Annotated in this window: 23 protein-coding genes, 1 tRNA gene and 1 pseudogene; 17 read left to right on the forward strand and 8 right to left on the reverse strand. The window is 64.7% G+C overall.

All coding sequences use genetic code 11. From position 1 onward, the window contains the following. The 5 genes from ACR2JI_RS05925 to ACR2JI_RS05945 form a co-directional block, all read left to right on the forward strand. The coding region (locus ACR2JI_RS05925) for a hypothetical protein (protein WP_526389008.1) at window positions 1-209 on the forward strand (209 nt) is incomplete at its 5' end. A 20-nt stretch (window positions 210-229) separates the two neighbouring features. Beyond that, entirely contained in the window at window positions 230-691 is a 462-nt protein-coding gene (locus ACR2JI_RS05930) for an NINE protein (protein ID WP_526389010.1), read from the forward strand. A gap of 5 nt (window positions 692-696) precedes the next feature. Then, window positions 697-1,092: a DUF2752 domain-containing protein gene (locus ACR2JI_RS05935; RefSeq protein WP_526389012.1), complete on the forward strand. Its 396-nt coding sequence runs from the start codon at window positions 697-699 to the stop codon at window positions 1,090-1,092. Between the two features lie 48 nt (window positions 1,093-1,140). Beyond that, the gene (pyk, locus tag ACR2JI_RS05940; protein WP_526389014.1) at window positions 1,141-2,556 is read left to right on the forward strand and encodes a pyruvate kinase; all 1,416 of its coding nucleotides are present in this window, start codon (window positions 1,141-1,143) and stop codon (window positions 2,554-2,556) included. A gap of 35 nt (window positions 2,557-2,591) precedes the next feature. After that, window positions 2,592-3,458: an acyl-CoA thioesterase II gene (locus tag ACR2JI_RS05945; protein WP_526389016.1), complete on the forward strand. Its 867-nt coding sequence runs from the start codon at window positions 2,592-2,594 to the stop codon at window positions 3,456-3,458. Window positions 3,459-3,495: 37 nt separating this feature from the next. Here ACR2JI_RS05945 and ACR2JI_RS05950 read toward each other — a convergent pair whose 3' ends face one another. Then, entirely contained in the window at window positions 3,496-4,026 is a 531-nt protein-coding gene (locus ACR2JI_RS05950) for a DUF4190 domain-containing protein (RefSeq protein ID WP_526389018.1), read from the reverse strand. Between the two features lie 131 nt (window positions 4,027-4,157). Next, window positions 4,158-4,745, reverse strand: coding sequence for an HdeD family acid-resistance protein (locus tag ACR2JI_RS05955; protein ID WP_526389020.1), 588 nt, complete (start codon window positions 4,743-4,745; stop codon window positions 4,158-4,160). 152 nt (window positions 4,746-4,897) lie between these two features. Here ACR2JI_RS05955 and ACR2JI_RS05960 point away from each other — a divergent pair, with 152 nt between their 5' ends. The 3 genes from ACR2JI_RS05960 to ACR2JI_RS05970 are packed head-to-tail and all read left to right on the forward strand — an operon-like array spanning window position 4,898 to window position 7,503. Next, on the forward strand, window positions 4,898-5,821 hold the full coding sequence (locus ACR2JI_RS05960; protein ID WP_526389022.1) for an ABC transporter substrate-binding protein: 924 nt from the start codon (window positions 4,898-4,900) through the stop codon (window positions 5,819-5,821). Between the two features lie 6 nt (window positions 5,822-5,827). Then, on the forward strand, window positions 5,828-6,745 hold the full coding sequence (locus ACR2JI_RS05965) for an amino acid ABC transporter permease (protein ID WP_526389024.1): 918 nt from the start codon (window positions 5,828-5,830) through the stop codon (window positions 6,743-6,745). After that, window positions 6,742-7,503 (forward strand): amino acid ABC transporter ATP-binding protein, encoded by a 762-nt coding sequence (locus ACR2JI_RS05970; RefSeq protein ID WP_526389026.1) that lies wholly within the window; start codon window positions 6,742-6,744, stop codon window positions 7,501-7,503. Before ACR2JI_RS05965 ends, ACR2JI_RS05970 begins: the two co-directional genes overlap by 4 nt. 5 nt (window positions 7,504-7,508) lie before the next feature. Here ACR2JI_RS05970 and ACR2JI_RS05975 read toward each other — a convergent pair whose 3' ends face one another. The 4 genes from ACR2JI_RS05975 to ACR2JI_RS05990 all read right to left on the reverse strand — a co-directional run bounded on the left by ACR2JI_RS05975 (window position 7,509) and on the right by ACR2JI_RS05990 (window position 10,237). After that, the gene (locus tag ACR2JI_RS05975; protein ID WP_526389028.1) at window positions 7,509-8,762 is read right to left on the reverse strand and encodes an adenylate/guanylate cyclase domain-containing protein; all 1,254 of its coding nucleotides are present in this window, start codon (window positions 8,760-8,762) and stop codon (window positions 7,509-7,511) included. A 153-nt stretch (window positions 8,763-8,915) separates the two neighbouring features. Further along, window positions 8,916-9,605: a carbonic anhydrase gene (locus tag ACR2JI_RS05980; RefSeq protein ID WP_526389030.1), complete on the reverse strand. Its 690-nt coding sequence runs from the start codon at window positions 9,603-9,605 to the stop codon at window positions 8,916-8,918. A 59-nt stretch (window positions 9,606-9,664) separates the two neighbouring features. After that, window positions 9,665-9,919: a hypothetical protein gene (locus ACR2JI_RS05985; protein ID WP_526389032.1), complete on the reverse strand. Its 255-nt coding sequence runs from the start codon at window positions 9,917-9,919 to the stop codon at window positions 9,665-9,667. 138 nt (window positions 9,920-10,057) lie between these two features. After that, window positions 10,058-10,237 (reverse strand): hypothetical protein, encoded by a 180-nt coding sequence (locus tag ACR2JI_RS05990; RefSeq protein ID WP_526389034.1) that lies wholly within the window; start codon window positions 10,235-10,237, stop codon window positions 10,058-10,060. A 442-nt stretch (window positions 10,238-10,679) separates the two neighbouring features. Between ACR2JI_RS05990 and ACR2JI_RS05995 the strand changes: the two genes are divergently transcribed. Together ACR2JI_RS05995 and ACR2JI_RS06000 are read left to right on the forward strand one after the other, a co-directional pair. Then, entirely contained in the window at window positions 10,680-11,744 is a 1,065-nt protein-coding gene (locus ACR2JI_RS05995; RefSeq protein ID WP_526389036.1) for a ligand-gated ion channel, read from the forward strand. 176 nt (window positions 11,745-11,920) lie between these two features. Then, window positions 11,921-12,553, forward strand: coding sequence for a hypothetical protein (locus ACR2JI_RS06000; RefSeq protein ID WP_526389038.1), 633 nt, complete (start codon window positions 11,921-11,923; stop codon window positions 12,551-12,553). A gap of 108 nt (window positions 12,554-12,661) precedes the next feature. Here ACR2JI_RS06000 and ACR2JI_RS06005 read toward each other — a convergent pair. Then, a tRNA-Leu gene (locus ACR2JI_RS06005) sits at window positions 12,662-12,738 on the reverse strand. Window positions 12,739-12,845: 107 nt separating this feature from the next. Between ACR2JI_RS06005 and ACR2JI_RS06010 the strand changes: the two genes are divergently transcribed. From ACR2JI_RS06010 to ACR2JI_RS06040, 7 genes are all read left to right on the forward strand, one after another. Further along, window positions 12,846-13,475 (forward strand): two-component system response regulator PdtaR, encoded by a 630-nt coding sequence (locus ACR2JI_RS06010; RefSeq protein ID WP_526389040.1) that lies wholly within the window; start codon window positions 12,846-12,848, stop codon window positions 13,473-13,475. Window positions 13,476-13,621: 146 nt separating this feature from the next. Beyond that, window positions 13,622-14,839: a branched-chain amino acid ABC transporter substrate-binding protein gene (locus ACR2JI_RS06015; protein WP_526389042.1), complete on the forward strand. Its 1,218-nt coding sequence runs from the start codon at window positions 13,622-13,624 to the stop codon at window positions 14,837-14,839. Between the two features lie 103 nt (window positions 14,840-14,942). Continuing rightward, complete coding sequence (locus tag ACR2JI_RS06020; protein WP_526389045.1) at window positions 14,943-16,154, forward strand: branched-chain amino acid ABC transporter substrate-binding protein; 1,212 nt, start codon at window positions 14,943-14,945, stop codon at window positions 16,152-16,154. Window positions 16,155-16,160: 6 nt separating this feature from the next. After that, on the forward strand, window positions 16,161-17,198 hold the full coding sequence (locus ACR2JI_RS06025) for a branched-chain amino acid ABC transporter permease (RefSeq protein ID WP_526389047.1): 1,038 nt from the start codon (window positions 16,161-16,163) through the stop codon (window positions 17,196-17,198). Next, window positions 17,195-18,394 (forward strand): branched-chain amino acid ABC transporter permease, encoded by a 1,200-nt coding sequence (locus ACR2JI_RS06030; RefSeq protein WP_526389049.1) that lies wholly within the window; start codon window positions 17,195-17,197, stop codon window positions 18,392-18,394. Before ACR2JI_RS06025 ends, ACR2JI_RS06030 begins: the two co-directional genes overlap by 4 nt. Continuing rightward, on the forward strand, window positions 18,391-19,209 hold the full coding sequence (locus tag ACR2JI_RS06035; protein ID WP_526389051.1) for an ABC transporter ATP-binding protein: 819 nt from the start codon (window positions 18,391-18,393) through the stop codon (window positions 19,207-19,209). Before ACR2JI_RS06030 ends, ACR2JI_RS06035 begins: the two co-directional genes overlap by 4 nt. Then, window positions 19,196-19,927: an ABC transporter ATP-binding protein gene (locus ACR2JI_RS06040; protein ID WP_526389053.1), complete on the forward strand. Its 732-nt coding sequence runs from the start codon at window positions 19,196-19,198 to the stop codon at window positions 19,925-19,927. The genes ACR2JI_RS06035 and ACR2JI_RS06040 overlap by 14 nt, the downstream gene beginning before the upstream one ends. A 58-nt stretch (window positions 19,928-19,985) precedes the next feature. On the opposite strand, the pseudogene ACR2JI_RS06045 reads toward ACR2JI_RS06040, so the two are convergent. Next, a pseudogene (locus tag ACR2JI_RS06045) lies at window positions 19,986-20,585 on the reverse strand (aminobenzoate oxygenase); the annotation flags it as partial.

The raw sequence follows: 20,585 nt of genomic DNA on the forward strand, positions 1-20,585 counted from the left end.
AACCCGAACCCGAACCCGAACCCGAACCCGAACCCGAACCCGAACCCGAACCCGAACCCGAACCCGTGATCGAGGTCGATGCCATCGCTGAGGTGGTCACCGAGGCCGTCGCTGAGACCCCGGTCGATACCCCGCCCGCCACGGGGCCCGGCTTCCGCGCGACGGTGCGCCGCCTGCTCTGGGGCGTCAACGCCCGAGGCGACGACTGACCCTCTGGCATCCTGGATTCATGACAGAGCCGCCGTTCGGGGGTGGAGAGGCGACCCCGCCGCCCTACCAGCCACCGCCGAACTACCAGCCGCCGCCGGCCTATCAGGCGCCGCCGAACTATCCGCCGCCGGGCCAGTTCCCTCCGCCGTACCTGCCACCTGGGTACTACCCGGACCCGATGGCGCCCTTCGGCCGCAGCCCGTTGACCGGCGAGCCGCTCTCGGACAAGTCGAAGATTGTCGCCGGCCTGCTGCAGTTGCTGGGCCTTGTCGGCGTACTGGGGATCGGCCGGATCTACCTGGGCTACACCTCGCTCGGCATCGCGCAGCTCATCGTCGGTCTGATCGGTGGGTTCGTAATCGGAATGCTCACCTGCGGAATCGGTTTCGCCATTCCGGTCATCTGGGCGATCATCGACTCCGTGCTGATCTTGACCGGGCAGGTGCGGGACCCACAGGGCCGCCCACTGCGTGACGGGTGAGCATCATGGCCGAGCGCACCCGGGTGTACGGAAGTGTGGGCGGTGGCGTGCTCGCACTCGGCGCGCTCGGGTACGTCGGCCTGGTCGACCCGCACCGGCCCGGTTCGCTGTTCCCGCCCTGTCCGTTCAAACTGCTGACCGGCTGGAACTGCCCGGCCTGCGGTGGTCTGCGGATGACCCACGACCTGTTGCACGGTGACCTCTCGGCTGCCGTCGTCGACAATGTCTTCCTGCTGATCGGTCTGCCGGTACTGGCGCTGTGGTGGTTCTGGCGGAGGCGCAATGGTCAACGGACCTTCACACCGGTTGCCCTCGCTCTTATCGCGGTCTCGGCGGTGGTGTGGACCGTGGTCCGCAATCTGCCCGGTTTCCCCCTCGTTCCAACCTTGTTCGCCTCCTAGCCGCTCCTGGCCGCGCCTGGTCGGTGGCTGCGCGACTATGCTCAGGTCGTGAAACGGCGCGGCAAGATCGTCTGTACTCTCGGCCCGGCGACCAACTCCCAAGAGATGGTGACGGCGTTGGTCGAGGCGGGGATGGACGTCGCCCGGCTGAACTTCAGCCACGGCGAACACGCTGACCACGAGGCCGCCTACACCCGGGTCCGGGCGGCTGCCGAAGCCACCGGCCGCGCTGTCGGCATCCTGGCGGATCTGCAGGGTCCCAAGATCCGGCTGGGCCGCTTCACGGAATCGAAGACGGTCTGGGTTAACGGTGAGACGGTGCGCATCACCGTTGAGGATTGCGAGGGCACCAAGGACCGGGTGTCGACCACCTACAAACAACTTGCCGACGACGCTCGCGCCGGCGACCGTCTCCTGGTCGACGACGGCAAGGTCGGCCTAGTGGTAGAGCGCGTCGACGGCAATGATGTCGTGTGCACGGTGACCGAGGGTGGTCCGGTCAGCAATAACAAAGGGCTTTCCATGCCGGGCATGGCCGTGTCGGTTCCGCCCCTTTCCGAGAAGGACATCGAGGACCTCGAGTTCGCGCTCAAGATCGGTGTGGACATCGTCGCGCTGTCGTTCGTGCGGTCCCCGTCGGATATCGACCTGGTCCACACAGTGATGGACCGCGTCGGCCGGCGGGTGCCGGTGGTGGCCAAACTCGAGAAGCCCGAAGCGGTCGAGAATCTCGAAGCCATTGTGCGGGCCTTCGATGCGGTGATGGTCGCCCGTGGCGACCTGGGTGTGGAGTTGCCGCTCGAGGAAGTGCCGCTGGTGCAGAAGCGCGCCATCGAGATCGCGCGGGAGAATGCCAAGCCGGTGATCGTCGCGACCCAGATGTTGGAGTCGATGATCGAGAACTCCCGTCCCACCCGCGCGGAGGCATCCGACGTCGCGAACGCCATTCTCGATGGCGCCGACGCGGTCATGCTGTCCGGGGAGACCTCGGTCGGCACATTTCCGCTCGAGGCGGTCCAGACCATGGCCCGGATCGTCACCCGGATGGAACGGGATTCCACCGGCGCTCCGCTGGCCCATCTGCCGCGCACCAAACGCGGTGTCATCTCCTATGCGGCTCGCGATATCGGCGAGCGGCTCGATGCCAAGGCATTGATCGCCTTCACCTCATCCGGTGACACCGTCCGTCGGCTGGCCCGACTACACAGTCGGCTGCCGCTGCTGGCCTTCGTCACCGACCCGGAGATGCGCAATCAGCTGGCTCTGACCTGGGGCACTGAGACGTTCATCGTCGAGGGGGCGGACAGCACCGATGCCATGATCCGACAGGTGGATCATGCGCTGCTCAAATTGGCCCGCTATCAGCGTGGCGACCTGGTGATCATCGTCGCAGGCGCCCCGCCCGGCACAGTAGGCTCGACCAACCTGATCCACGTGCACCGGATCGGAGAGGACGACCACTGAGTCGGCCTGTCGCAAGCTAGGGGAGCGCTGGATACGTGGCGAGTTCGGACTTCGACGATCTGCTGGCCATTCTTGAGCTTTCTCCGTTCGGCGGCGACCTATTCACCGGGTGTCACCCCCGCAAGAATCCGATCCGCACCTTCGGCGGCCAGATGATGGCCCAGGCGTTCGTGGCCGCCAGTCGGACCGTTGCCAGCGCACTTCCGCCGAGTGCGCTTTCGGTGCACTTCATCGCCGGCGGCGACCCCGCCTCCGATATCGAGTTCCATGTCGTCCGGCTTCGCGACGAGCGGCGCTTCGCTAACCGTCGCGTCGATGCGATCCAGGGCGGGAAGCTGTTGGCCACCGCCCTGGTGTCCTATCTCTCCGGCGGGCACGGACTGGAACACAACATCGACATGCCGGAGGTGCCCCAACCGCACGGGCTGCCCACGATTGACGATCTGCTCGTCGGTTATGAAGAGGTGGTTCCGCATTTCGCCGAGGCCATGCGGCCGATCGAATGGCGCTACACCAACGACCCTGCCTGGGTGATGCGGAAGAAGGACGAGCGGCTGGCGTGCAACCGGGTCTGGATGAAGGCCGACGGCGTGCTGCCTGACGACCCCGTGCTGCACACCGCGGCGATGGTCTACTCCTCCGACACCACGGTGCTCGACTCGATCATCACGACCCACGGCCTGTCCTGGGGGTGGGACCGCATCTTCGCGGTGACGATCAACCATTCGGTCTGGTTCCACCGGCAGGTCGACTTCGCCGACTGGGTGCTCTATTCCACCGGTTCGCCCGTCGCGGCGGAGTCTCGCGGACTCGGTATGGGGCACTTCTTCAACCCGGCTGGGCAGGTCGTCGCCACGGTCGCCCAGGAGGGCATCGTCAAGCACTTCCCGGGGACCCGCTGACGCGAGATCGACACCACGGTGAAGCCGCCACCGGCGACTAGCGGCCCGGGGTCCTGGTTTCGGTGAAGTGCGTCTCCAGGGACTGCCGAAGTTCATCGGAGCATTCCTGGGCCTTGACCGGGTCCTGCCCGGCCTGCTGCAGGCAGTCGACGTAGTCGGAAGCCCCGACCTGTTTGAACACCGGGACCCAGAAGAACGGGACGAACAACAGCGCGATGATGATCGCGAGAACGCCGAGGACGATCCCGGCGAGCGTGACACCGGGATTGTCGGCCTCGGAGCGTCTGATGCGCGCACGCCCGAAAAACCCGATGACGACGGCGATGATGCCCAGGACGACGCCGCCGGCGACGGTGATGGTCAGCAGCAGCGCGAAGATCGCGACGACGAGTGCGGTGACTCCGAGACCGTTACGCAGAACCGGAGCGACCGGGTAGTTCCCGTAGGACATCGGCGAATATCCGTCTGGGTACCGGCCCGGGGGTGTGGGCGGATACGCATAGGGGTACGGCTGCTCGGCGGCAGTCGGCCCCTCGGGTCTGCGTGGCCATTCCGGAGTTTGGGTCATCGCTCACATCTCGTGCGGGAACTGGATTCGGAGGTCAGGTTACCCCGCTGACCATTCAAAATAGTAGGGCGCGGATCGGCGATGGCAGTGTGCCACCGCGATCCGCGCCCCAGTGGGTTGTGCGGTTCGGCTCAGCGAGCGCCGAGAGCCTCACCGACGGCGGCGCGGACATTGCTGCCCGCCTTGCGGATACCGAAGGAGGTGACGATCTCCATCACACCGATGACGATCAGCCAGATTCCGACGACCAGGGTCAGCGTGGCCAGCGAAGTGATGGGGGAGGCCATCACGATGATGCCGGCGATCAGGGTGATGATGCCCAGGAAGATCTGCCAACCGCGGCCCGGGGTGGTCTCATCGCTGATCGCCGAAGCCGTTTCGGCGACACCCCGGAAGATGAAGCCGATACCGATCCAGATTGCCAGCAGCCAGATGGCGTCACCGAGATGGCGGAAGCACAGCACGGCCAGTACCAGTGATGCCGCGCCACTGATGAACAGCAGGGCCCGGCCGCCGCCGGTGATGTGCAGGGTGAATGCGTGGAAGACCTGCGAGATACCGGTCACGAGCAGGTAGGCGCCGAAAAAGATCGCCACCAGGACGATGGTCTGCCCGGGCCACTTCAGCACCATCCCGCCGAGGATGACCGAGAGGATCCCGGTGAGCAGCACTGACTTCCAGAGGTGGCCGGCAAGCGGTCCACTAGCGGTGTTTGTCATGGGCGGGAGCTTACCCACGCCCGGGTTAAATTCCGCCTTCTGCCCGGTCACGATTTGGCTTTTGAGCAGGCCTGTAACGGCGATGCCCGGCACATTGTTCTCCGGTCGGCTAATGTCCGGCCATCGGGCAATTTCGTTGGGAGAGGGCAACTGTGTTCACAGCTCAGGACAGTGCGGTGCGTTGGTGGCGGGTCGCGGTGGTGGTCGCCGCTACGGGTGCTTTGACCCTTTCCGGGTGTTCCAAGAGTTCCGAGTCGGGATCGGGCTCCGCCGCCGGAGGTGCAAGCACCGCCGTCACTGCGCAGAAGGTCGACGAGATCGCCGCCTCGGTACCCGATGACATCAGGAGCTCCGGCAAGCTCGTCGTCGGTGTCAACATCCCCTACCCGCCCAATGAGTTCAAGGACAGCAGCGGCAAGATCGTCGGGTTCGACGTGGATCTGATGAACGCCGTGGCCGCCACGATGGGTCTCACCGCGGACTACCGCGAGGCGGACTTCGCCAAGATCATCCCGTCCATCCAGCAGGGCACCTTCAACGTCGGGATGTCCTCCTTCACCGACACCAAGGAGCGCCAGGCTTCCGTCGACTTCGTCGACTACTTCACCGCCGGCATCCAGTGGGCTCAGAAACCCGGTGCGGGCATCGACCCGAGCAATGCCTGCGGCAAGAAGGTCGCGGTGCAGGCAACCACCGTCGAGGAGACCGACGAGCTTCCGGGTAAGAGCAAGAAATGTGTCGATGCCGGCAAGCCCGAGATCGAGATCCTGAAGTTCGACAGTCAGGACGCCGCCACCAACGCGGTGATCCTGGGGCAGGCCGATGCGATGTCGGCTGATTCGCCGGTGACGGACTACGCGATCAAGCAGAGCAACGGCAAGATCGAGGCGGCCGGGGAGATCTTCGAGGCGGCCCCGTACGGCTGGCCGGTGAAGAAGGACTCGCCGCTGGCGAAGTCGATGCTCAAGGCACTCGAGCACCTCATCTCGACTGGCGACTACAAGACTATTGCCACCAACTGGGGCGTCGAGAAGGGCATGCTCGAGAAGCCGACCATCAACGGTGCCACCAGTTAATCCCCGATGACTTCAGTCCAGGGATTGGCGCCTGCCGCCATCGATGCGGTGCCGCTGCGGCACCCGTGGCGGTGGGTGGGGGCGGGCGCGATCATCATCCTGGTCGGACTGTTCATCTACGGCGCAGCCACCAATAAGGCATACGGCTGGTCCACCTACGGCGAGTATCTGTTCAACGATCGGATCCTGCTCGGGGTGTGGAACACCCTGCAGCTGACCGTCTACGCAATGGTGATCGGTGTCGCGCTCGGCATCGTGATGTCGGTGATGCGACTGTCACCCAACCCGGTGTTCCAGTCCGTCGCCTGGGTGTTCCTCTGGATCTTCCGCGGCACGCCGGTCTACGTCCAGCTGGTGTTCTGGGGACTCATCCCGACGATCTACCAGAACGTCCAACTCGGGGTGCCGTTCGGTCCGTCGCTGCTCCATGTCAACCTGCAGACCCTGTCCATCCCGTTCCTGCTCGCTGTCATCGGCCTTGGCCTCAACGAGGCGGCCTACATGGCCGAAATCATCAGGGCCGGAATCACTTCCGTGCCTGAGGGGCAGACGGAGGCCTCCACGGCGCTGGGGATGTCCTGGGGTTTGACGATGCGTCGCACCGTGCTTCCGCAGGCCATGCGGGTGATCATTCCGCCCACCGGCAATGAGCTCATCAGCATGCTGAAGACCACCTCGCTGGTGACCGCGGTGCCGTACTCCTATGACCTCTACAGCATCGCCTCGCGAGAGATCGCCGCGCGCATCTTCGAACCGGTCCCGATGCTGCTGGTGGCGGCGACCTGGTACCTGATCGTGACGAGCATCCTGATGGTCGGTCAGTACTACCTGGAGAAGTACTTCTCCAAGGGCATCTCGCGGCAGTTGACTTCCAAGCAACTCGAGGCCCTGGCCAAGGCGCAGACCGAGACGGGTCACGTATGAGCGAGATGGTCCGGGCCGAAATGGTCTGTAAGAGCTTCGGGGCCCTGCAGGTTCTCAAAGGGGTGACGCTGTCGGTGGAGCGCGGGCAGGTGTTGGTGCTCGTCGGACCGTCCGGCTCCGGTAAGTCCACTTTCCTGCGCTGTATCAACCATCTCGAGACCGTCTCCGCCGGCCGGTTGTACGTGGACGGCAAGTTGGTCGGCTACCACGAGAGGGCCGGCAAACTGCACGAGATGTCCCCGCGCGAGGCGGCCAAACAGCGCCGGGACATCGGCATGGTGTTCCAGCACTTCAACCTTTTCCCGCACCGCACTGCCCTGGACAACGTCATCGAGTCGCCGGTGCACGTAAAGGGTGTCAAGAAGGCCGCGGCGCTGGAACGGGCCCGCGAACTGCTCAGTCAGGTGGGTCTGGCCGGTAAGGAAGAGGCCTATCCGGCGCAGTTGTCCGGCGGGCAGCAGCAGCGGGTCGCAATCGCCCGTGCGCTGGCCATGGAACCCAAGCTGATGCTGTTCGACGAGCCGACATCCGCGCTGGACCCCGAGCTGGTCGGCGAAGTGCTGGCCGTGATGAAGAAACTCGCGGCCGCCGGGATGACGATGGTGGTGGTGACCCACGAGATGGGTTTCGCCCGCGAGGTCGCCGACCAGTTGGTGTTCATGGACGGCGGGGTCATCGTCGAAAGCGGAGCACCGCGTGAGGTGCTGAGCAATCCCCAGCACGAGCGGACCAAAGCCTTCCTGTCGAAGGTGATGTAGTTCGCCTAGCCGCTGCGGCTTTCGATCATGCCCGGAACCGGATCCGGTGAGACGACGGATTTGCGCCCGACCAGGTACCAGGTCCGCATGATGCCTTTGCCCTTGATGTCGACCTCGCCACGTTCCTCCAGAACGAAGTCGTCGCGAAGCTGTTCAAAGACGTTCTCCGGCACCTGAATTCGCCCCTCGGGATCGGTGGTCTCCATCCGGGCAGCGACGTTGACCGCATCGCCCCACACGTCGTAGAAGAACTTGCGCGCCCCGACCACGCCGGCCACCACCGGGCCGGCGGCGATACCCATCCGCAGCGGGACCGGGTTGCCGCGCGGGTCGCGAAGTCCGGCGACCGCCTTGGACATGTCCAGGGCGAGCTCAGCGATGGCCTGGACATGGTCTGGGCGCGGCGCCGGCACTCCACTGACGACCATGTAGGAATCGCCGGTTGTCTTGATCTTCTCCAGCCCGTGGCGATCCACCAAGCGGTCGAACGTGGTGTAGAGCCGGTCGAGGAACCTGACCAGTTCGGTCGGCGAGATCTCGCTGGCCCGCTCGGTGAACCCGGCGATATCGGCGAAGAGGATGGAGGCGTCGTCGTAACGGTCGGCGATCACCCCGTGCGCCGGATCCTTCAATCGGCGGGCTACCTGGGCAGGCAGGATGTTCGCCAACAGGGCCTCCGAGCGGTCGTACTCCACCTCCATGGCCGCCTCCGCGCGCGTCACCTCCCGCATGGCGTACCAGACGGTCGAGAAGATCATCAGCGCCGCTCCGATAGTGGAGACGACGAACCCGGCGGTGAGCGCCCACTTCGGCTGCAGACCGGTGTCGCCGGGGACCAGCAACTGCATCGCGATCACCAAAGCCGCGCCGACCGCGGCGGTGACGCTGGCCAGCATCAGGTGCTCGGTGCCCAGCACCAGGATGGCCAGCGACGCGGAGACCAGGTAGTAGAACTGGACGCCCGAGTCGGTGCCGAGCTGTGAACCGACGAAGGTCAAAGACGCATAGGCGATCACCACGAAAACCACCGCGGCGATGATGGTTCCGAACCGGTGCAGTAGTGGCATCGCCAGGAACAACCCCGCGGTCGCGAGATTCACGACGCCAACCGACAGAACCTTGTCACCGGTGACCGTCTGCAGGATGCCCAGTGTCGCGGTAACCGAGGCGGCTATCCAGGTGGCGACGTTGAGAATCCGCTGGGGTCGGGTGACCGCCTCGGCCCAGTGTTGGTTGCGGGCGGGGGGACGGCGTTGCATCCGCTCACAGTCCGACCGCCGGAAACGGGCTTCCGGCAGGATCCGACCAGCGAACTTTCGTTCGGAGCGCACCTGGTCAGCCTAACCCGCGCAGGCTGCCTGCGCCGCTGGTGACATTGCCGCGTCGGCGGGCACCCGCGAACTCGTCTGCGCCTAGAGCAGACCGACGCGTGCGGTCTTGATGTCGTAGACCGCACCGACGATCTTGAAGGCGCCGGTCTTCTCTGCGTCGGTCAGTAGTGGGCTGTTGGTGCGCAGGTAGGTGATCACTGCGCCGACGTTGCGGGCGATTGCATCGTCGAGGGTCGGGGCGCCGGCGATGCCGGGCTTGATGGCATCGACGATCGACTGGATGTTGGCGCCGGGTGCATCGCGTTTGAACGCCGCGTTGACCGCGCCGCAGTCGGAATGGCCCAGCACGACAAGCGCTTTGGCGCGCAGCACCGCCTGGCCGTACTCCAGACTGCCGATATTGGTCGGCGAGTGGGCGATATTGCCGGCTTCGCGCACCACGAAGATGTCACCGACGAACTGGTCGAAGATCAGCTCAGGCGCCAGGCGGCTGTCGGCACAGCCCAGGACCATGGCGAAGGGCTCCTGGCTCTTGCCGATACCGCTTTGCCACACCCGTTCGATCTCCGCGGTGTCGCGGATCGCCGGGGTGCGAGCCGCGAACCGGGCGTTGCCCTCCAGCAGGACTGCGATCGCCTCGTCGGGGCTGCCCGGCGTGGGCGGGACGGGCGGTGCCTGGTTGGTGGTATCGGCCGACTGCCCGGAACTGCAGGCGGACACCAGTGCCGCTGCCGGCAACGCGGCCAGCAGAAGGCGTCGGGACCGGTCCATGCGGGCTCCTTCGATCGGAGTTCTTACCGTACCTGCCCTGGGCCGCCTGACGGCTGCGATCAGTGGCTGATGCAGCTGGTCGGCGCCGTGGCCGCGCTCGGCGCCGAGACATTGAGCTGGCCGGCCCGGGTCATCGGGTCGGGTGCGCCGGCCTTTGCCGATCCGACCCCGGTCGAGGTGATGCAGTTCTGCGTCTGACTGCCGACCACCTGGGCCTGTGCCGAGCCGGCGCCGGCGATAGCGGCGGCCAGGATGCCGGCAGCCAGAGCCGGGCCGGTCAGGGCGGTCACAATGCGGGTGAAGGTGCTGCTCATATCGTCCTCCTCGGGTTTGTCCGGTCTTGGCAGGACCGTGTTGCCAAGGCCATCGTGGCCCTCGGTGGCGGCGACGGACGTCCGCCGAGCGGAGGTTTCAGAGGGCGATCACGCTGTCGTCTTATCGGGGGACATCGGTTATCGGGGGACATCGGCGACGTAGCTCAGCGAGGTGACGATGTAGAACACCACCCAGGTGAGCAGAACCAGGGTGGTGCCGAGGGCCAGCACTGCGAATATCTGGCGGCTGAGACGGTCCCCGAGCGGTTCGGGGACCGTGGTGGACTCCGTCGACAGACGGCGGGGCTCGAGAGTCAATTGACCACCATTTCGGTTCGTCGGTAACCGCAGCTATTCCCGCTCCAGGCGATTCGATTCAGAGTGCATGGGCACCCGACGGTCGGGAATAGATCGTTGGAGCGATTGGGGTACCGGATCGACTCTTCTGGATGGACGACCGCCGCAGGTGTGATCAGCACCCTGGCAACTTCCTCCGAGGGTCCGCGGGCTGCACGGGCGGGCGATCCCAGCCTCGGGGAGGTCCGACTCTCTGAGGCGTTGGACGGGGAGTTCGCGAAGCGACGCATCTGGCAATCGGCGCATTGCGTTCCGCGACCTGATTCTTCCGGGGACTCTTCGATGTGGAATAACTTGATGTGGAACAACTTCTAGCGGCACCCTTGGGTATTTCCCGGGTACCGTGAGCGCACCGACCATCATTCTTTGGAGCGACTGACCCATGCTTTGGAACAACTGACCCATGCCAGTCGGCCGCGGCGGCTTCTCGACGCTTCGAGCGCGTCGAGTCAAGTACGGCTTGATTCGATGGCTGCTCGTGCCGCTTGCACTTACTTCTTTCGCAGTGGTGCCGGCCCTCGCGACGCAGCGGAATACGCTGCCACTCCAACCCAGCCCGCCGATTCCGCGAAGCTGCTCGATCGGCGTCTACGTCGACGCCGTGTACAACTTCAGCCCCACAACCAATAGTTTCGAAGCGCGCATGTGGGTATGGAGCGTGTGCCCTGATTCCTCTAAGAACCCCCTGGACACCTTGGAATTCACTAACGCGAACACCACGACCACGCATCAAAAAGAGTCAACAACGGAATCCAATGGAGTTCAGTATTCCAACATGCTGGTGACGGGTAAATTCCGTCATCAATTCGACGTACGGCGATACCCGTTCGACCGTCAGGTTCTGCAGATTGTGGTGGAGAACGGAAACGACCCCGTCGAATTCGAGGTCTATACGGCAGACAACGCCGAGAGCGGTTGCGCGCCGAATATGGGTCAAGACAGCTTGGCGGTCCGGAGCTGCAGCATAAAAGCAGGCGTACACCACTACGCGACGAGCTTTGGCTCCCCAGGGGAAGCGAACGGCAGTGGGAGCGGGTATTCCGAGGTGACGGTGGATATCGAGATGACCCGGAACGGCACGCTGGCCTTGTTTCTCAAATCGACATCCGTCTACTTCGCTGCTTTCCTGATGGCATTCTTCAGTCTGGTGATCTTTCAAAGGGGTGAATGGAACACCCCGAGGCGGTTGAACATCTTGGGTGTGGCGCTATTCTCCACGGCGCTATGGATGTTCAATGAAACTTCAGTGCTCAATTCCTCCAGTCAATTCACACTGCTTGACGCTCAGGGCATCCTGACCCTGGTTGCCATTGTCTTTGCCGCCTCTGTTGCCGCTTGGGACGGAGTGAGATTAGAACGTGGAGACGATTACGCGTCGGTGCGCGTTAAGAGCTATCGATACGCGCTCATCCTGGCCACCGTGTACGTCATTGTTTCCGTCGTGCTTGCGGCCCGCGCGGCCGCCTAGCTGTAGCGACGCCGGGGCGACGCTCCGCCTTTGATCCGTCGTGCGAATTGATCATCGAAGCAGGCGGTCATCCGGTTTACTGGTTAACCGACGAATGCCAATCCAGACCGAAGGGTTACCGACTGATGTTCTCTGTTTTCCGTAGTCGTTGCGTTCACGTTGGTTGCGCTGCCGCTGTGGCGACCACCCTGGTCGTCAGCGCCTCGCCGCCGCAGACAGACCGTGGTCTTGTGTCGGCCGTGGGCAATCCCGTTCGGCTTGAGGTTGCCCTGGCGGGTGCGGTGCTCGATACCGCGCTGTCGGCTGCACCGTCCGAGACGGCGTCATTTTCACCAAGCACCGCAACTCGTGCTGCTGCAGCCGCGGTTGGCAGTGACCCCCTCTACGAGATTGTGAGAACTGTGGCCATCGCCACGAGCTATCTTCTGGAGCCACTGTGGTTGATTGGTTTTCCGATCACGTTTCCCATCGGGCTCTTGGTGGCCAACGTGATAGTCCCGCAAGACGGGCCCGGCTCAGGTGAGATCAAGATCCTCACGGCGATCTCCCTGCCTATCGCCCTGGCCAATTATTTCTTTCCGCCACAAAACGCTGCTCCGACGGCAGCTTCGCGAGCAAGATCGTCACGGTCGCCCGTGACCCCGGCAAGGGCGGCCGTCGTGCCGGTGGCTTCGATCGGCAAGAGGTCAGACCAGCAGTCGCCCAGGCCCGCCGCGTCAAAGCGGTCACCGAAGTCGGCTGCGGCGATTCGGTCGTCAGATACCTCGAAGCCGGCTGGTGCGGCATCAACGAGACGCACCGCTGGCTGAAGCCACGGCCACGGGGCGCAGGCGGAACCGTTCGAGTGCCGTCACGCACTTTCGCAATGATGTTCGACGGGGTCAGCCCGACCAGCATCAGGTTGTCACATGTGGTGTTGGTGCCCTCGGTGAGATTCGAACTCACACTGCACGGGTTTTGAATCCGTTTCCTCTGCCAGTTGGGATACGAGGGCGACTGGTCCGATAGCGGTGTCCCACGATAGTGGATCAGCCCGGGCCGTAATCCGGCAGTGCGCGGCCTCGGCTCGCGACCGAACCCGGACCGCGACACAATGGGGTCATGACAGGCCCCTCCGCCGACACCGGCGCCCTCACCCCGCGGCGGGTGATCATCGCCGAGGACGAGGCGCTGATCCGGCTGGACCTCTCGGAGATGCTGCGCGAGGAGGGCTATGACGTGATCGGCGAGGCCGGCGACGGACAGGAGGCCGTCGACCTGGCCGAGCGGCTCAAGCCGGATCTGGTGATCATGGATGTCAAGATGCCGCGGCGGGACGGCATCGACGCCGCCGCCGAGATCGCCGCCAAGCGGATCGCCCCGGTCGTTGTGCTCACCGCATTCAGCCAGCGCGACCTGGTGGACAAGGCCCGCGATGCCGGGGCAATGGCCTACCTGGTCAAACCGTTCTCGATCACCGATCTCATCCCCGCCATCGAGCTGGCCATGAGCCGGTTCGCCGAGATCGCCAGCCTGGAGAGCGAGGTCGCCGACCTCACCGAGCGACTGGACACCCGCAAGCTGGTCGAACGCGCCAAAGGGCTGCTGCAGGCCAAGCACCAGATGACCGAACCCGAGGCGTTCAGCTGGATGCAGCGCGCCGCGATGGACCGCCGTACCACCATGAAGCGGGTCGCCGAGGTGGTCCTGGAGACCCTCGACGGCCCGGCTGCCCCGACTGCGAAGGCCTAGACCGGGCGCGCGACCGCGCCGATCACGCGCGGTTTCGCCGGTGTTTGGCTATCTTTTACCGAAGCGACGCGTCTGCAGACGTGGGTAGCGACCCCTTGACCCGGAGGTGAAACGTGCGCGCTCATGCGACACGACAAGCAATTGCGATGAGTTCGGCTGCCCTGCTGATGCTGGGCCTCGCAGCCTGTAGCCAGCAGCCCTCGGGGGGCAGCGACTCCTCGAAGGGGACCTCCGCCGCGCAGGGCGGAACCGCGGCCCCGACCGATCTGAAGATCGTCGAGCAGGTCCAGATCGACAACAACGGCGCCGCAGTGGCAGCCGAAGCCGGCACCGCGCCGGCCGACCCCGCCGGTGACGGCAAGGCGACCTGCGCCCCGGTGGCCATCGCGATGGCCGGCGCGCTCAACGGCCCTGACGCCGCGCTGGGTATCAACATCAAGAATGGCGTCCAGTTGGCGTTGGACAACCACAACGCCGCCAACCCCGGCTGCCAGATCGAGCTGAAGACCTTCGACACCGAAGGTGACCCGCAGAAGGCCACCGCGATCGCCCCGCAGATCGTCGACGACGCATCCATCATCGGGCTCATCGGTCCGGCGTTCTCCGGCGAGACCAAGGCCACCGGCGGGGTTTTCGACCAGGCCGGCCTGGCCTCCGTCACCGCATCGGCCACCAACGTCACGCTGTCGGAGCAGGGGTGGAAAACCTTTTACCGTGGCCTGGCCAATGACGGCGTGCAGGGACCGTCGGTCGCCAACTACCTGAAGAACAGCCTCAGCGATAAGAAGATCTGCGTTGTCGATGACAGCACCGACTACGGCAGCGGTCTGGCCAAGGCGGTTCGCGACACTCTTGGCCCGGTTGCCGATCCGGCGTGCAACATCTCAGTGAAGAAGGGCGACAAGGACTTCTCCGTCGCGGTGACCCAGGTCAAGGGCCAGTCGCCGGATTCGGTCTTCTACAGCGGCTACTACTCCGAGGCGGCCCCGTTCGTGCAGCAGCTGCGCGACGCGGGCTTCACCGGCAAGTTCGTCAGCGCCGATGGCACCAACGACCCGGAGTTCGTCAAGCAGGCGGGTAACGCATCCAAGGACGCGCTGCTGTCCTGCCCGTGCGGACCGGCAACCGGCACCTTCGCCGCCGAGTACACCAAAAAGTTCGGTCAGGCCCCCGGCACCTACAGCACCGAGGGCTATGACCTGGCCACCATCCTGGCCAAGGGCATCGACTCCGGCGCGGTCACCCGTGAGGCGCTGCTCGACTTCGTCTCGAAGTACGTGGGACAGGGCTTGGCCCGCAAGTACGAATGGACCGACAAGGGTGAGCTCACCACCACGTTGATCTGGATCTACAAGGTCCAGTAGGCGGGTGGCGGTCTCTCGATCGCATCCATTAGGTCCACATGCCGCTATGTTCTGCGGGGGGCGTCTCACTGACGCCCGACGATCGTCGACCCGGAGGTGGAACGTGCGCGGTACTCGGACACGAAATCTGATCGTGGTGGGTGCTGCCGGTCTGGCGGTGCTGGGCCTCGCCGGATGTGGCGAGCAGTCGGGGGACAGCGCAAGCCAGAGCGATCTGAAGATCGTCGAGCAGGTCCAGATCAACCCGGACGGCGCCGCGATCAAGCCGGCGGCGGGTGCAGCCGCCCCGGCCGACCCGGCCGGCGACGGAAAGGCCACCTGTGCTCCGGTGGCGCTGGCCATGGCTGGTCCTATCACCGGTGCGGACGCTCCGTTCGGTGCCAACGTTCGCGACGGCGCGCAGCTTGCCATCGATCTGCACAACGCCGCCAACCCCGGCTGCCAGGTGTCGCTCAAGGCCTTTGACACCGAGGGTGATCCGCAGAAGGCGACGGCGGTGGCACCGCAGATCGTCGACGATCCTTCGATCATCGGTCTCGTCGGCCCGACCTGGTCAGGCGAGACCAAGGCGACCGGTTCGATCTTCGACCAGGCGGGCTTGGTAGCGATCACACCTGCGGCCACCAACGTCGCCCTGTCGGCGCAGGGCTGGAAAACCTTCTTCCGTGGGTTGTCCAGCGACGGCGTCCAGGGGCCGTCACTGGCGAACTACCTGAAGAACGCGTTGGGCGTCAAGAAGGCGTGTGTCGTCGATGACAGCACCGATGCCGGCGTAGGCCAGGCCGGGGCAGTGCGCGACACCCTGGGCCCGATCGCCGACCCGGCGTGCAACATCTCGATCAAAAAGGGCGACAAAGACTTTTCCGCGGCGGTCAACCAGATCCGGGGACAGAAGCCGGACGCCGTCGTCTTCGCCAGCTACTACACCGAGGGCGCGCTGCTGCTCCAGCAGTTACGTGATGCCGGCTATACCGGATTGTTCGCCGGACCCGACGGCCTCAAGGACCCGCAGTTCGTCAAGTCCGCGGGGGAGGCTGCCAAGGGTGCGGTGCTGTCCTGCCCGTGCGGTCCGCCGACCGGCGCCTTCGCCGAGGCCTACACCACAAAGTTCGGTCAGGCCCCCGGCACCTACAGCCTCGAGTCCTACGACGTGACCACAATCCTCCTCAAGGGCATCGACTCCGGCGCGGTCACCCGCCCGGCACTGCTGGACTTCGTCCGCAACTATGCGGGCCAGGGCATAGCTCGGGAATACACGTGGACCGAGAACGGGGAGCTCACCTCGAACCTGATCTGGATTTACAGGGTTCAGTAGCCTCGGATGATTCATGAGTGTGTCGGTCAGTACGTCTGCCTCGCCGCTGATATCGGTTTCAACGTCGATAACCTGCGAAACGGCTTCTGGCAGTTCACCGTCGACGGACTGGCCTGGGGTGCGATCTATGCACTGGTGGCGATCGGCTACACGCTGGTGTTCGGCGTACTGCGACTGATCAACTTCGCGCACTCCGAGATCTTCATGCTCGGCATGTTCGGGGCTTACTTCTGCCTTGACGTCATCCTCGGTTTCGCCCCGAGTGGCAATGCCTATAGCCGCGGCGTGCCGCTGACTCTGCTGTATTTGGGCACCGCCATGCTGTTCGCCATGGTGGTATCCGGTTCTGCCGCAGTCGGTTTGGAGTTCGTCGCCTACCGACCGCTACGGCGGCGCAATGCGCGTCCGCTGACCTTCCTCATCACGGCGATCGGCATGTCGTTTGTCCTGCAGGAGTTCGTGCATTTCGTTTTGCCGCAGATTATGAAGGGCTACGGCGGCAGTAATGCCCAGCAGCCGATCATCCTGGTGCAGCCCAAGACGGTCTTCCACATCTTCGGCGCATCGGTCACCAACATCACGTTGGTGATCGTCGTCGCGGCGATGGTGCTGTCCCGGCTGACCTACCTCTTCGTCAATCGGACCAAGTTCGGCCGCGGGATCCGGGCAGTCGCCCAGGACCCGACCACCGCGACCCTGATGGGGGTGTCCCGGGAGCGGATCATCACCACGACATTCCTCATCGGGGGTGCGCTGGCCGGCGCGGCCGCGCTGCTCTACACACTGCGGGTGCCGCAGGGCATCATCTACTCCGGCGGTTTCCTCCTCGGTATCAAGGCGTTCTCAGCCGCGGTGCTCGGCGGTATCGGCAACCTGCGTGGCGCACTGTTCGGCGGTCTGCTGCTGGGCGTCATGGAGAACTACGGCCAGGCTCTCTTCGGCACCCAGTGGCGTGACGTCGTCGCATTCGTCCTGCTGGTACTGGTGCTCCTGGTCAAGCCGACGGGCATCCTGGGCGAGAGTCTCGGGAAGGCCCGGGCATGAACAGCGGGCGAGAAGTCGAAGGCGGATCGCGCATCAGTTCCGTGCTGGCTCCCGGGGACGTCCTGCGCCGGTGGTGGTCGGAACGCAGCAGGGTGCAGAAGTGGGGATTCGGCATCATCGCCTTCGGGCTGCTGGCCCTGTTGCCGCTGTACCCGCCGCCATTCATCGATACCCCCGGTATCAGCCTGGGTGGCACGCTCGCTCAGTTCGCGATGGTCGCCATCATCGCGATCGGGCTCAACGTCGTTGTCGGCCAGGCCGGCCTGCTCGATCTTGGCTATGTCGGCTTCTATGCGGTGGGCGCCTACACCGTGGCGCTACTCACCAGCCCGGACAGCCCATGGAACAGGGTCGCGCCGCAGGGATTTCTCAACGAGAAGTGGGCCTGGCTGGCCTGTGTCCCGATCGCGATGGCTGTCACCGCCCTGGCCGGTCTGATCCTGGGTATCCCGACGCTGCGGTTGCGCGGTGACTACCTGGCGATTGTGACCCTCGGGTTCGGCGAGATCATCCGACTGCTCGCCGACAACCTGGCCGGGGTGACCAACGGCCCCCGCGGACTCAACGAGGTCGCCTACCCGCGTCTGGGGGAGACTGCGCAACTGCCCAACGGCGTGTTCTCCAGCGGCAACTCCACCGGCAATGCCAACTACGGTACGTGGTGGTTCTGGCTCGGTCTGGTGTTGATGGTGGGAATCCTGCTGTTGGTGGGCAATCTCGAACGCAGCCGGGTCGGGCGCGCCTGGGTGGCCATCCGAGAAGACGAGGACGCCGCGGAGGTGATGGGCGTCAACACCTTCCGGTTCAAGCTGTGGGCCTTCGTCATCGGTGCGGCCATCGGTGGGCTGTCCGGCGCGCTCTACGCCGGCCAGGTCCAGTACGTCGCGCCGACGAGCTTCAACATCATCAACTCGATGCTGTTCCTGTCCGCGGTGGTTCTCGGCGGACAGGGCAACAAGCTCGGGGTGATCTTCGGCGCCTTCATCATCGTCTACCTACCCAACCGCCTGCTCGGCGTGGAGCTCATGGGCCTCAACCTCGGTGATCTGAAGTACCTGTTCTTCGGCCTGTCCCTGGTGATCCTGATGATCTTCCGGCCGCAGGGTCTGTTCCCGGTCCGCCAGCAGTTGCTCGCGTACGGCAAGTCGGCACGCCGGATGTTGACCGGTGCCGACGAGACCAAGGCCGCCTCATGACAGAGTCGGCCGCGATGCACCGCGACGTCCACGTGGCACTGGGTGAAAACCTGCTTCAGACAACAGATCTCACCGTCAAGTTCGGTGGTCTCACCGCACTTGAGGCAGTGAACTTCTCGATCAAGCGGGGCGAGATCCTCGGACTCATCGGTCCCAACGGAGCGGGAAAGACCACCTGCTTCAACGCCATCACCGGGGTGTACCGGCCGACGTCGGGGTCGGTGGTCTTCGACGGAGCACCGCTGGGTCGGCTGAAACGTCACCAGATCACCCGGCGGGGGATCGCCCGCACCTTCCAGAACATCCGGCTGTGGGGCGAGATGACCGCGCTGGAGAATGTCGTGGTGGGGACTGACGCCCGGCACGCGACGTCCGTGCCGGGTGCATTGGTCCGCTCGCCCCGGCACCGCCGTGAGGAACACGAAGCCATCGAACGTGCGGTCGCACTGCTGGAATTCGTCGGTATCGCGCACCGCGGCGAGGAGAAGGCCAAGAATCTGCCCTACGGCGATCAGCGGCGACTTGAGATCGCCCGTGCACTGGCCACCGATCCCAAACTGCTGTGCCTGGATGAGCCGGCGGCCGGGTTCAACCCCCGCGAGAAGGAGTCGCTGGTCGAGTTGATCAACGACATCCGCAATGACGGCTACACCGTATTGCTGATCGAACACGACATGCGAGTGGTGATGGGTGTCGCCGATCGGATCGTGGTGCTGGAGTTCGGCCGCAAGATCGCCGACGGCCTGCCTGCCGAAATCCGCGATGATCCCGCCGTGATCGCCGCCTATCTGGGGGTTCCTGATGACCAGCTCTGAGACACTGCTCGAGGTGCGAGAGGCTGTCGTGCACTACGACAGAATCGAAGCACTGCACGGGGTGTCGATCGTCGTGCGCGGCGGTGAGCTGGTGACGCTGCTGGGTGCCAACGGCGCCGGCAAGACCACACTGATGCGTGCCATCTCCGGCCTGCGGCCGCTGACATCCGGATCGATCTGGTTCGACGGGCAGGACATCACCCGGGTCAAGGCCCACCGCAGGGCGATCGACGGACTCGTTCAGGCGCCCGAGGGCCGCGGGGTGTTCCCAGGTATGACGGTTATCGAGAATCTCGAAATGGGTTGCTACGGGCGAAAGTTCGAGTCCAAGGCGGCCCACGATGAGCGACTGGAGTGGATCTTCCAGACGTTCCCGCGGCTGGCCGAGCGGCGCAAGCAGGTGGGTGGCACCCTGTCCGGCGGCGAGCAGCAGATGCTGGCCATCGGCCGGGCGCTGATGGCCCGGCCTCGCGTACTGCTTCTCGACGAGCCGTCGATGGGTCTGGCGCCCATGGTCATCTCGCAGATCTTCGCGATCATCGGTGAGATCAACAAGCAGGGCACCACTGTGCTGCTGGTCGAGCAGAACGCGCAGCAGGCGCTGAGCCGGTCAGACCGCGCCTACATCCTGGAGACCGGCACCGTCACCCGCGAAGGTCCGGCCCGGGAACTGTTGGCCGACGACAGTATTCGCGCGGCCTACCTTGGTGTCGCCTGACCGACGATGCGGGCCGCTCGCGGCCCGAGGAGGAGTCAGGCAATCAGATGTTGCCTGACTACTCGGCCCCGACCGCAATCGCCTGGTCCACTTCGGCGATCCGGCCGGCCATCTCAGCATGTGCCCGGTCCAAGTCCTCGGCTTGGTCCTCATCGGCCTTCATCATGCCGTCGATGTCGAAGCCGGCCATATCGTGCACGCCCATCTCGGTGAACGCCGTCTGTACCTTCGGGCCCCACAGTCCGATGTCCTTGACAATCGGCACGATCCGGCTGAACAGGTGCGATCGGAACTGGATCATCAGCGGTGAGTTGTCGACGTACTCGGCGCACTCCTTGACGTTGAGTCCGAGTGTCTCGAACACCTCTTCGCCGCGGAACCTGTCGCGCATCAGATAGCAGGCCTCCACGACGAACTCCTCGCGTTCGTCGCGTTCGGCGTCGGTCAGGGCGGCGTAGTAGTCCTTCAGCGAGATCCGGCCGAAAGCCACATGGCGGGCCTCGTCCTGCATGACGTAGGCGAGAAGTTGCTTGGCCAGTGAGCCCGGCGCCGCGATATCGCGCAGGGTGCCGAAGGCAGCCAGGGCGAGTCCCTCGATGAGAACCTGCATGCCGAGATACGGCATATCCCATCGCGAGTCGCTGAGGGTGTCCTTCAG

Source organism: Mycobacterium sp., assembly GCF_051006775.1.
GTDB lineage: Bacteria > Actinomycetota > Actinomycetes > Mycobacteriales > Mycobacteriaceae > Mycobacterium.

Excerpts from the sequence above, each read along its gene's own strand:
- ACR2JI_RS05930 (WP_526389010.1), top strand. The coding sequence starts at position 230 with ATGACAGAGCCGCCGTTCGGGGGTGGAGAGGCGACCCCGCCGCCCTAC.
- ACR2JI_RS05935 (WP_526389012.1), top strand. The coding sequence starts at position 697 with ATGGCCGAGCGCACCCGGGTGTACGGAAGTGTGGGCGGTGGCGTGCTC.
- ACR2JI_RS05950 (WP_526389018.1), bottom strand. The coding sequence starts at position 4,026 with ATGACCCAAACTCCGGAATGGCCACGCAGACCCGAGGGGCCGACTGCC.
- ACR2JI_RS05955 (WP_526389020.1), bottom strand. The coding sequence starts at position 4,745 with ATGACAAACACCGCTAGTGGACCGCTTGCCGGCCACCTCTGGAAGTCA.
- ACR2JI_RS05965 (WP_526389024.1), top strand. The coding sequence starts at position 5,828 with ATGACTTCAGTCCAGGGATTGGCGCCTGCCGCCATCGATGCGGTGCCG.
- ACR2JI_RS05970 (WP_526389026.1), top strand. The coding sequence starts at position 6,742 with ATGAGCGAGATGGTCCGGGCCGAAATGGTCTGTAAGAGCTTCGGGGCC.
- ACR2JI_RS05975 (WP_526389028.1), bottom strand. The coding sequence starts at position 8,762 with ATGCAACGCCGTCCCCCCGCCCGCAACCAACACTGGGCCGAGGCGGTC.
- ACR2JI_RS05980 (WP_526389030.1), bottom strand. The coding sequence starts at position 9,605 with ATGGACCGGTCCCGACGCCTTCTGCTGGCCGCGTTGCCGGCAGCGGCA.
- ACR2JI_RS05985 (WP_526389032.1), bottom strand. The coding sequence starts at position 9,919 with ATGAGCAGCACCTTCACCCGCATTGTGACCGCCCTGACCGGCCCGGCT.
- ACR2JI_RS05995 (WP_526389036.1), top strand. The coding sequence starts at position 10,680 with ATGCCAGTCGGCCGCGGCGGCTTCTCGACGCTTCGAGCGCGTCGAGTC.
- ACR2JI_RS06010 (WP_526389040.1), top strand. The coding sequence starts at position 12,846 with ATGACAGGCCCCTCCGCCGACACCGGCGCCCTCACCCCGCGGCGGGTG.
- ACR2JI_RS06015 (WP_526389042.1), top strand. The coding sequence starts at position 13,622 with ATGAGTTCGGCTGCCCTGCTGATGCTGGGCCTCGCAGCCTGTAGCCAG.
- ACR2JI_RS06025 (WP_526389047.1), top strand. The coding sequence starts at position 16,161 with ATGATTCATGAGTGTGTCGGTCAGTACGTCTGCCTCGCCGCTGATATC.
- ACR2JI_RS06030 (WP_526389049.1), top strand. The coding sequence starts at position 17,195 with ATGAACAGCGGGCGAGAAGTCGAAGGCGGATCGCGCATCAGTTCCGTG.
- ACR2JI_RS06035 (WP_526389051.1), top strand. The coding sequence starts at position 18,391 with ATGACAGAGTCGGCCGCGATGCACCGCGACGTCCACGTGGCACTGGGT.
- ACR2JI_RS06040 (WP_526389053.1), top strand. The coding sequence starts at position 19,196 with ATGACCAGCTCTGAGACACTGCTCGAGGTGCGAGAGGCTGTCGTGCAC.